General features: G+C 49.6%; 7 protein-coding genes. 3 read left to right on the plus strand and 4 right to left on the minus strand.

Going from position 1 to position 11357, the window contains the following annotated elements; translation table 11 throughout:
* Positions 1-5 precede the first annotated feature (5 nt).
* Positions 6-854, plus strand: a complete 849-nt coding sequence (locus tag M4J38_RS11425) for an Rpn family recombination-promoting nuclease/putative transposase (protein ID WP_251759730.1) — start codon at positions 6-8, stop codon at positions 852-854.
* Here M4J38_RS11425 and M4J38_RS11430 read toward each other — a convergent pair.
* From M4J38_RS11430 to M4J38_RS11440, 3 genes are read right to left on the minus strand one after another with little or no spacing between them, the layout of a single operon-like run.
* Positions 851-1531 (minus strand): hypothetical protein, encoded by a 681-nt coding sequence (locus M4J38_RS11430; protein WP_251759731.1) that lies wholly within the window; start codon positions 1529-1531, stop codon positions 851-853. The two genes, M4J38_RS11425 and M4J38_RS11430, sit on opposite strands and share 4 nt — an antisense overlap.
* Positions 1518-2060 (minus strand): hypothetical protein, encoded by a 543-nt coding sequence (locus tag M4J38_RS11435; RefSeq protein WP_251759732.1) that lies wholly within the window; start codon positions 2058-2060, stop codon positions 1518-1520. Before M4J38_RS11435 ends, M4J38_RS11430 begins: the two co-directional genes overlap by 14 nt.
* Positions 2061-2076: 16 nt before the next feature.
* Positions 2077-2829, minus strand: coding sequence for an intradiol ring-cleavage dioxygenase (locus M4J38_RS11440; protein ID WP_251759733.1), 753 nt, complete (start codon positions 2827-2829; stop codon positions 2077-2079).
* 231 nt (positions 2830-3060) lie between these two features.
* On the opposite strand from M4J38_RS11440, the gene M4J38_RS11445 reads away from it, so the two are divergent.
* Positions 3061-3492, plus strand: a complete 432-nt coding sequence (locus M4J38_RS11445; RefSeq protein WP_251759734.1) for an META domain-containing protein — start codon at positions 3061-3063, stop codon at positions 3490-3492.
* 36 nt (positions 3493-3528) lie between these two features.
* Here the strand turns inward: M4J38_RS11445 and pbpC are convergent, their stop codons facing one another.
* Entirely contained in the window at positions 3529-5856 is a 2328-nt protein-coding gene (gene pbpC / locus M4J38_RS11450; protein ID WP_251759735.1) for a penicillin-binding protein 1C, read from the minus strand.
* Positions 5857-5922: 66 nt separating this feature from the next.
* Between pbpC and M4J38_RS11455 the strand changes: the two genes are divergently transcribed.
* Positions 5923-11295, plus strand: coding sequence for an alpha-2-macroglobulin (locus M4J38_RS11455; protein ID WP_251759736.1), 5373 nt, complete (start codon positions 5923-5925; stop codon positions 11293-11295).
* Positions 11296-11357 lie beyond the last annotated feature (62 nt).

Genomic DNA, 11357 nt, shown 5'->3' on the forward strand with positions numbered 1-11357 from the left:
GAGTTATGAAGGCTAAATATATAAACCCATTCACAGACTTCGGATTCAAAAAAATATTCGGAGAAGAAGCGAGCAAACCTCTTTTGCTCGACTTCCTGAACGCGCTATTGCCTCAAAAAAGCCAGATCGTTGATCTTTCGTTCAAAAACGCGGAGCAACTTGGCCAAACGGAAGCAGACAGAAAAGCGATTTATGATATTTATTGCGAGAATGACCGCGGGGAGAAATTCATTGTTGAATTGCAGAAGGCCAAACAGAATTATTTTAAAGAAAGAACTATTTATTATTCCACCTTTCCGATTAGGGAACAAGGTGAGCGCGGAGAATGGAACTATAACCTGAAAGCGGTTTATTGTGTTGGAATACTGGATTTCACTTTTGACGATTATGAAACCGAACCAGAAAAAAGTGAAGTGGTGCACACCATTCAGCTCAAAAATCAGAATGGGAAAACCTTTTATGATAAGCTGACTTATATCTACCTGGAAATGCCCAATTTCAGCCTGAAAGAGGAGGAGTTAAAAACCCGTCTGGATAAATGGCTGTATTTTATCAAACACCTTGAAGACTTTCAAAACATCCCTTCCATTTTTAAAGACGATGTTTTCAAAAAAGCATTTGAAAAAGCTGAGATCGCAAAGATGGATGAAACGGACCTCAGCAGGTACCAGAATAGCCTGAAAATTTACCGTGACCTTAAAGGTGTTATCGACACAGCTTTTGACGAAGGGAAGTTGGAGGGGTTTATGGAAGGGAAACTTACGGTAGCAAAAGCACTGAAAGCACAAGGCTTCCCTGTTGATGTCATCGCCGCTTCAACCGGACTTTCATCAAATGAAATAGAACAACTCTAACCCCGCGGAATTTGCAAAACCATCAAAATAGCACCGCCGGAGAGTGCCTCCCATTCAATTTTTTGAAGGTTCCATAAAGCCAGGCCATCGCGGGCATGCAGTAATCTGCCTTCCACCTCAAATGCGCCTTCTATAACGAATACAAAGAACCCATTCATTCCTTCCGATACGCACATTTCCCCTTCAACACGCCCATCAAACTTACCGATGAAAGGCTTAGCAACACTGGATTCATCTGCTGAAAACAAAGGCAACATTACATTGGGATGCGCATCCAGGTTAAATAAGAATGTTTGTATATTTCCAAATGACTCAGTGGTTGAAACCCTGAACCAAATTTGTATAAAATTAATAAGTTCGTTAGCGTAAGGATTGATGAGTTCCAGCTTTTTTCCCCCACCAATTCTTGCGACCATACACGCGCCCGCTTCCACAAAGGCATCATTGCCATAATCGTCTTTATATTGAACGGCGCCAACCACGGGAATCAGCAAGATCACCGAAGGCTCTTCCACCTGCATTAACAGCGACTTACCTCCGGCCAGCGTATCATCGTTCAATACATATAAATTACCGAAAGGTATTTTGTATGGATTGAAGTAACCACCAAAATTGAAGGTATTATAACTCCTGAACCAACTCAGCTCATTGCAACCGCGCTGCTCAGAGAGAAACATTTTTGCACCCGTTTCCATATTGAAGCGTTGAATATTGTAAGGAATGAATGGCCAGGAATGGCTGAAGCGGGAACTGCTCTATCGCGTATCCCCCATCGTCTTCCGTCTTTTCTCGGGATACCACCAACTGCCCGTCAATGGTATCGTGCCAGATCAATGGCTCGGAATAGAAATTAACCGCCACCTGGTGCTTTGTACTATCCAGCACATCAGAATTTATAATTTCGAAGCGAAAATTTTGAAAGCGGAGAAAGTGTTTACCCAACGCATTCACCACATCAGGCACCACATCATTCAACTGAATCAAGTAGCCTGTAACAGCGGAACTTACCAGGAAATGTAATTGTTCCGCTCCCCTCACATGACGCAACACATCAGCAAAGCGCCTGTACTTTCGTTCCGGATCGAATAGTTGAACCTGCATCCTGAACTCGGTATAGCTGGCTTCGAACACCAGTTTATCCCAGGGCCTTACCGATGTGGCGTCTATCACTTTTCTATAGCACAATTGGATGATGCGGTTTTTCATGATGGTAAGTTTATACTTAAGCAGCCACCTTTATGGTATGCGTAAGGGTATAGCCCGCTGAAACACTTCCCGTGAGCGCAGCCACTTGCACACCTGCCGAATCGTCACTGAAAACATTATCCGAAGCGTTATATGTATAGCCACTCATGCCTTTCGTATAGCCATAAGCCACACCCGCTGATCCATTTACGGTGGCAACCGCGCTGGAACTTCCTTCCGGAAAGGCGATCTGCGTGATCTTCAGCGAAGTACCGGAGGCATTGTAAATGTGAACATGAATATGTGTGGCGCGTCCCTGGTACCAACCCGGAAATATGGAGGTGAAGCTTACCAAGCCATTCGCGTCGGTCACCTGGCGGCCACGTAAAAAATGAACACTGGTAAAATTGGCCGACTGCATGCTCGTTCCACCATACTCCGAATAGTAGCCATCTTTATCGCAATGCCATACATCCACGATAGCATTGGCCAGCGCCGCGCAATTGGCGTTCGTATTCTGAATGGTGATCTTCATGGTAAAGGGAACACCCGTGCGGCCATCGGTGATATCCGTTCTCACGAGGGAAGAAGGAGATTTAGTGGGAAAAGGGCCCTCCGTTTCTGTTGGCGCCACCGTGCAGGACGTGGGATTTGACCCCGAACCTGTTTCCGTACCGGTAGCTGTATCGGTGCCATCTAAAGTATCTTTCCGGCAGGCGGCGGCCAGCGGGGCAATGGCGGTGATTCCTAAGGCAGCCAGTCCGTTCCTTAAAAAATGTTTCCTTTCCATGGTTTGATTTTTAAGTGAGGAAATTGTGTTGTAGATTATGAATTGAAATTACAGCCAGGGATTTCTACTGTGTAAAAAGTCCCGATGAACAGCAGAATTGTAACGCCGGTTTTATCTTAACAATTCTTAAACATACATTCCGGCACCTGTTGCATCATGCCTGTGATTAACGGCAATCGCGGGTAATGTCTACCTTCGTTGTGTTCCTTTTTATCATTTAAAACTTATAACATGAAAGCCATTCTGTTCTCCTGCGCTATGTTTTTTGTACTTGCGGGTTGTACATCCACTAAAACCGCCCAGACAGCAACATCCATTGAAGACACCTACTGGGTGCTTACGGAACTGATGGGAAAACCGGTGAGCGCTCAACAGCCCAACGGAAAAGAGATACATATCCTCCTCAACAAATCGGAAAACCGGGTCCAGGGATTTGCCGGTTGCAACGGCTTCGGTGGCAACTACGAACTGAAAGCCGGCAACCGCGTAGTCTTCTCCCAGATGATCGGCACCCTGATGGCCTGCGATGCGCTGGATACGGAGAACGAATTATTGAAGGCACTGCGAACAGCAGACAATTACACGATTGCAGATGGTAAACTTTCGCTGAACAAAGCGCGTATGGCCCCGCTGGCCAGGTTTGAAATCGGGAAGAAAAAATAATTCAGGAGCAACGAAAAGTGTTCCGGAGCGAAAGGTTCAGTAATGCTCCACACTTATCCTGACCTTACTGCTCCGGCCTTTATCATCCGTACACACTACTTCGGTTTCCCCGGGAACGGCTTTAAAAAAAAGTTTTTCCCCAGCCGCGGCCGCTCGGTAGAATTTATTGTTGATGTACCAATATACTTTCAATACATCATTGGATGTCTGGCAGGAAAGACGGATCATATCGGGATCATCAGGAGAGGTATAGTACACGGTCCCGCCCTGCGGTGAAATAATTACGGGACCACTTCCTTTGAATAGTTTCTCACAGGAAGGGTTATGCGGCGGAATATGATCGTAAGCGATCCTTCGTTCATTATAATATGCCTGTAGCGAAGGCGGCATCACGCGATACATCTTTTTTTTGTAGCCCGCGGCGGGCGTGCAATAAACGCAATAGCTGATTTTTTCATCCGCGGAAACATGGTACTCCCGGCGGTTATCGCAGGTAGTAGCGGGTGAAATCAGCGGAATAAAATAATCTGAAACCAGTTGTGTGCAATGTGCGGAAGGCGGAAGCCCAGTTTCGGCACACACCGTTCTGAGCTCGCAATCCGGCGTTGGCGCATACCAGTCTGTTTGCCCGTTGTAATCAATGGCGTTAAAGATTCTGAATAACAATGGCGTGGCGATATCAGCACCGCTCAGGTCGGGCGCGGAGACTCCTGAAAAATTCCCTACCCACACGCCTACCGTATACTTTTTATTGAAGCCAATGCTCCACGCGTCTCTCCGGCCATAAGATGTTCCGGTTTTCCAGGCGATGCGCGGCATGTGTTCCGTGCTGCTCCAATGCAAGGGAAAATCCGGGCGGTTCACTTTGGATAAAGTTTCCGTGATCATAAATGCCGCAGCCGGACTTACCAGTTTTTTCCCCTTACCGGCTTCGTCTTTTTCACGGTACCGGAGCGGTCGATACACCCCTTCGCGTGCTATCGCGGCAAAAAGCGCGGTCAGTTCTTCCAACGTTGCCCCGCATCCGCCGAGCGCCACAGACAAACCAAGCGCCTTCCGTTTCCGCGCCACCGCAGCGAATCCGGCACGGGTAAGTTCATCGATAAACCTGTCCTTTCCCAATGCGGCCATTGCTTTTACCGCGGGGATATTGAGTGAGTGTTCCAGGGCATATTCCAAAGTAACTTCACCATTGAAACGCCGGTCATAATTTTCGGGAGCATACCCATCGTAAAAAACGGGCACATCGTGCATCACCGATTTGGGCGTATACAATCCTTCGTCGATGCAAAGCGCGTACAGAAAGGGCTTCAGGGTACTGCCCGGTTGCCTTATAGCGGTAATGCCATCTACTTGTCCGCCATCGGGATTCTTCCAGAAATCCGATGAGCCAACATAAGCGATCACTTTCCCGGTTTGGTTGTCCACCACGAGCGCGGCGGCATTACGGATGCCACGGTGCGTAATGCCATTCACATAAGCCTGTAACAGTTGCTCCACCTGGAGCTGGCGGTTCATCTCAATAGCCGTATGAACATCGCTTCCAGAAGCCGAAAGCCTGCGGGCCAGGTGCGGTATCTGCCGGGGAACCGGCCTCCGCCATGCTTCCAATGGCTCCGAAAGCGCGTCGTTGATTTCCTTTTCCGTGAAAATACCGGAGGAAGACAGTTTTTTTAACCAGTGGTTGCGGGCGGAAAACAACGCTTCGTTGTGTACCCCGATCCGCCAGGCTGATGGTCTGTTGGGGATAATAGACAAGGTTACGATCTCCGCGAGGGAAAGATGATCCGGGTCTTTGCCCAGGTACAACAGCGAAGCGGCTTTTATACCTTCAATGTTTCCGCCATAAGGCAACAGGTTGCAATACAGCTGGAAAATTTCCTGTTTTGAATATTTCCATTCCAGCTGTAAGGCACGGAACACTTCCTTGAATTTATTTCCCCAGGTGCGGGGAGAACGGTCGAGCATTTTGGCCACCTGCATGGTAATCGTGGAAGCGCCGGACACCCTTCGACCGGAAAACAGGTTCTGGAAAAAAGCCCTTCCAGCCGCAATGGGGTTCACGCCAAAATGATAATAGAAATAATGGTCCTCTTTTTCGATCAGCGTCTTCCTGAGCAAAGGAGAAATTTCATCGGCCTCCGCATACATCCGCCATTTTTCATCGTGGGTCAGAAAGGCGTGCGCCAACTGCCCTTTATGGTCGCGGATAATGACAGAATGGTCTTTCAGCGCGGGGAGCGGGAACAAGGCATTCAGCAGAAAAAACAGCACGACCAGGGGCAATACGAGGAAAAGGAAGAATTTTCCCGTACGGGTCCTTCTGAACCGTCCAAAGTATACCTTTATTTTATGCTTTTTCAACGGCCGGAAGTTACAGATAGTTGTGCTAAATTATGTACCTTTCTCCCGTTACAACCTTAATTCTTTATGCGTACCATTGCCCGCCTTTATGCTTTACTGCTGCCCGTTTTTTTCCTGGTATCCTGTAACCGAAACGCTGTTGAACTGAGCGAGACCAATGCGAAGGAAGAAGTGCCCGTACTGGGTAACCTGGAATTCCGGTTCTCCAAAGCGTTGTTCCCGGATTCCCTACTGAACAGATGGGACTCCACAGCATACATCAGGTTCAATCCGGCTATTCACGGAAGGTTCCGTTGGGAAACGCCCGACAAACTCGTGTTCTCTCCTTCCGAACCACTCCCGCCTGCCACAGCATTCACGGCAAAGTTTACGGATGAACTTTTCCGTTATTCGGAATACAATAAGGTGGAAGCCGGCGACAAAATAAATTTCTATACCGCTTCGCTGCAACTTGACCAGAGTTATGTAGCCTGGACAAAAACAGAAGCCACCAAACCCACGCCCGTTATGCACCTTGTGTTCAACCACCCGGTTGATCCCGAAAAATTGAAGGAGGTGCTTGAACTGAAATCAGGAGACGCCACCCGCAGCTTCGCCCTCCTCTCCGCGGGAGCGGGCGATCATTTACAGGTACGCCTCACCGATATTCCGGTAGAAGACAAAGAAACTCCGGTTTCAATTAAAATACTGAAGAAATTATTACCTGAAGGCGGTCGCAACGAAGCGAAGGAAGACATCACCGCCGAAGTTACCGTGCCCTCTCCTTTCAGATTAGATGTGCTGGATGTGCAGGCGCAACTGAACGGTAACATCGCCAGCATCCAGGTTAGAACGAGTCAGCCCCTCGTAGCGGAAGGCATGAAGGATTTCGTAAAAACCGATCCGGCCCTGAACTGGGAATTTACCCCGCTGGATGATGGTTTCGTGATGACCGCCGACCAGGCCAAAGAAGAAATGACTTATGAACTGATCATCAATAAAGGACTGAAAGGCGCCATTGGCGGCGTGTTGAAAGAAACATACACGCAACAGGTGGCCTTCGGCGAACTGGAACCCGATATCCGGTTCACCAACAGCAAAGGAATGTACCTGGGAAAAATGGGTGCCAGAAACATGGAGATCAGCGTAGTGAGTGTACCCAAAATGAAAATCACGGTCTCGAAAATTTACGAAAGCAACCTGCTGGCCGCGCAGCGATATGGTTATTACCCCCGCGATGAAGCTGGAGATTATTACTACGACAATGCAGATATGGGGGTATTGGGAGATGTGGTCTACGAAAAGGAAATCAATTCTTCCGATCTTCCGAAGTACGGCAACAGCAGGCTTTTCAATTTCAACCTGGAGGACCGCATCCAGGATTTTAAAGGCATTTACCATGTATCCATCCGCTCTATGGAAGATTACTGGGTGCGCGACAGCCGTTTTGTGGCACTCTCCGATCTTGGAGTGATTGCCCGGGAAGGAGCGGAAGATATGACCGTATTCGTTCAATCCATTCAAACCACCAACCCGGTTCCGGATGCGCAACTCACGGTGTATGGCAGCAACAACCAGGTACTGGGCGTGGGCAGTACCGATAAAGATGGCGTAGGAAAGATCAAATACATCCGCAAGGAACCATCGGGGTTTAAACCGGCCATGGTGACCGTGAAAACCGCTTCGGATTTCAACTATCTCCCCTTCCAGTCCACCCGTGTAAACACCTCCCGCTTTGAAGTGGGTGGCAAAAGAATGCACAGTTCCGGCCTGGATGCTTATGTATATGCTGAACGAGACATGTATCGCCCCGGAGAAACTTTCCGCTACGCCATGATCGTGCGCGATCCGCAATGGAAAGTACCGGGAGAACTTCCGCTGAAACTGAGGTTCGTGATGCCCAGTGGCAAAGAATGGACCGCCCTCCGGAAAAACGCGGACGCACAAGGCGCACTGGAAGGCACTTTAGACATTCCCGCCTCCGCACTAACGGGCACCTACACCCTGGAAGTGTATACAGGTAACGACCTGCTGCTCGCTACCTACCCGTTCCAGGTGGAGGAATTCGTTCCGGACCGCCTGAAAGTGCAGGCCTCGACAGGACTTGACCTGCTGAAACCCGGAACAGAAGCGACCCTGAACATACAGGCTGATTACTTCTTTGGAAGTCCCGCCGCCGACCGGAAATGGGAAACGGAAATTCAATTGCAGCAACAAAGTTTCCGCTCAAAAAAATTCCCCGACTACGACTTTAACCTGGCCAACCACCGTGATTTCTACGACAAAGTAGTTCAGGAAGGCAAAACAGATGACGCCGGACATGCCACGCTTAATTACACCGCTCCTGCCGAATACAAAAACAGGGGGCTTTTGCAGGTAGCATTCTATACCACAGTTTTTGATGAATCCGGACGCCCAGTGAGCCGACACCACAAACTCCCCTTGTACACGCAGGATTATTTCCTGGGACTGGGCGCCGATGATTATGGCTATTATCCCCTCCGCCAATCGATCCGTTTCCCACTGATCGCGGTGGATAAAAACGATCAGCCCGTCAGTGCAAAAGCGCATATCCGGGTGGTGAAAAAAACATATAAAACAGTATTAACTAAGAATGGCGGCTATTTCCGGTACGATTCACAACCGGAAGAAATTATCCTCCAGGAGAAAGACATCAACATTACGGGCACTTCATCGCAATTTTCATTCGTACCCACCGATCCCGGCAGCTACGAAGTACGGGTGTACATGCCCGGCGCTACCACTTATATCGCCCGCAGCTTTTACAGTTATGGATCCTGGGGCATCGCCGGCGGAAGTTTCGACGTGAACACAGAAGGCAACGTAGACATTTCACCGGACAAAAACGGCTATAAGCCCGGCGAAAAAGCGAAAATATTGTTTAAGGCCCCGTTCGACGGGCGAATGCTCGTAACCGTGGAAAACAACGGCGTACTGGCGCACCAGTACCTGGAAGTAAAGAAAAGGACCGCCACCTGGGAACTGAACATTGATCCCACCCATCTTCCCAACGTGTACATCACTGCCACCCTGATCAAACCGCACCAGGTAGCGGATATCCCACTTACGGTAGCACACGGTTTTCAATCCCTCCGGGTGGAAGAACTGAACCGGAAGATTCCCCTTGAAGTGAATGCCGTGGCCACGACGCGATCAGGTAAAAAACAAACGATCCGCGTGAAAGCCGCGCCGGGCGCGATGGTGAGTATAGCCGCCGTAGACAACGGTATCCTGCAGGTCTCCGATTTCAAGAGCCCGGACCCTTACGCGTATTTCTACCAGTCACGGGCTTTGGGTGTGAACGCGTTTGACATCTACCCGCTATTGTTACCCGAACTGAAACAGCGTTTAAGCAGCACCGGTGGTGATGGTGGCCTTTCTATGGAGAAAAGAATCAATCCCGTTACCAACAAGCGTTTCAAACTGGTCTCTTTCTGGAGTGGACTGAAGAAAGCCGATGGCAGCGGAAACGTTTCTTTTGACATAGATGTCCCCACTTTTTCAGGAGAACTCCGGATTATGAGTGTGGCGTTTAAAGATGATCGTTTCGGAGCGGCCACCACCCTGATGAAAGTGGCCGACCCACTGGTGGTGAGCACAGCGCTACCCCGGTTCCTGAGCCCGGGCGATACGCTTGAGGTACCGGTATCCGTGATGAATACCACCACCAAAAGCACTTCAGTTACCGGCACCTTACAGGTTGGCGGCGCATTGAAAGTGGTGGGATCCGCCACCGCCGAGGGAGAGGCGCAGGGCGGCAAAGAAGCCAGGCTCGTTTATAAACTGGTAGCCGGTATGCAACCCGGAACCGCCGAAGTAAAAACAACCGTTAAGGGCCTGGGAGAAACATTCACAGAACAACTGGATATTACCGTAAGACCGGCTTCCACACTCCAGACGCGGAGCGGCAGCGGCGTTGTGACCGCAGGCAAAAACCTGCCACTGAACCTCCCTGTGAACGATTTTATGCCCGGCTCGGTGACCACAGAACTGGTTACTGGCGCTTCCCCTTTGCTGGAATGGGGCGTGCAATTATCCGATCTCCTGCAATACCCTTATGGCTGTACGGAACAAACTATTTCAGCGGCATTTCCCCAATTGTATTTTGGTGACCTGGCCAACGCGATTAAGGGAAAAAAAGCCGGTACTGTTACCGCCGCCGCGCATGTACAGGAAGCCATCCGGAAAATAAAAGCCAGGCAACTCTACAACGGCGCCGTCATGATGTGGGACAACACAGGGGAAGAAAACTGGTGGGCTACCGTATTTGCCGCGCACTTCCTGCTGGAAGCAGAGAAAGCAGGTTACAGCATCGACAAGAACCTGATAGAGCCCATGCTTTCCTACCTGCAGTTCAGGTTAAGGAACAGGCAATTCATCACCTATACCTATAACCGCGATCAACAGAAGAAGATCGCGCCCAAAGAAGTGCCTTATTCCCTCTATGTGCTTTCGCTGGCCGGCAAACCGCAGGCCGCCACGCTCAACTATTATAAGGCACATCCCGAATGGCTCAGCCTGGACGGACGCTATATGCTTGCCGCAGCCTTCGCAGCCGCGGGAGATAAAAAAAGTATCAACGAAATTTTACCCGCAAGTTTTACCGGAGAAGTTTCCGCCAAACAAACCGGCGGCAGCTTTTATTCCCCCTTACGCGATGAGGCTATGGCGCTGCTGATGCTGGTAGAAGCAGATCCCAAACATCCGCAAATCCCCATGCTTGCACGAAAAGTGGCTTCCTCGCTGAAACAAAACCGCTGGCTGAGTACGCAGGAAATGGTATTCAGTATGCTGGGGCTCGGTAAACTCGCAGCCAATGCCGGCAAAGCCAACATCTCCGGCAGCGTGCTGGTGAACGGCAAAAAAGTAGCCCCAATATCCAACGCCGCCGGCAAATTGACCGATAAAGAATTGAAAGGAACAGCTATTTCGCTGCAAACAACTGGCAGCGGTAACCTCTATTATTTCTGGAAAGCACAGGGCATCAGCGCTACCGGCGACTACGTACAAGCCGATAACAGCGTGAAAGTAAGAAGGCAGTTCTATTCACGTACAGGCGCACCGCTCTCCACTACCAGCTTTTCACAGAACGACCTCATCATCGTAGGTATTTCCGTTGAAAACATGTACAAAGGAACCGTAGAAAACATGGTGCTCACCGACCTGCTCCCCGCCTGCTTCGAAATAGAGAACCCACGCATCAGGGAACTCCCCGGTATGGACTGGATCAAGAACGCGTCCGCTCCAACAGCCATGGATATCCGTGACGACAGGATTCATTTCTTTATGGATCTTTCACAGCCCAAACAAACTTACTATTATGCGGTAAGAGCGGTATCACCCGGCGTATTCAAAATGGGGCCGGCAAGCGCGGAGGCGATGTATGATGGCGCGATTCATTCTTATAATGGTGGCGGGGTGATCCGGGTGGGGAGGTAAGAAATGGGGTTCACGCAACTGTTTTCGCTTTGATTCTCGCAAAGACGCAAAGGAGCGGAGAC

The sequence above is a fragment of the Parasegetibacter sp. NRK P23 genome (genome assembly GCF_023721715.1).
Taxonomy (GTDB): domain Bacteria; phylum Bacteroidota; class Bacteroidia; order Chitinophagales; family Chitinophagaceae; genus Parasegetibacter.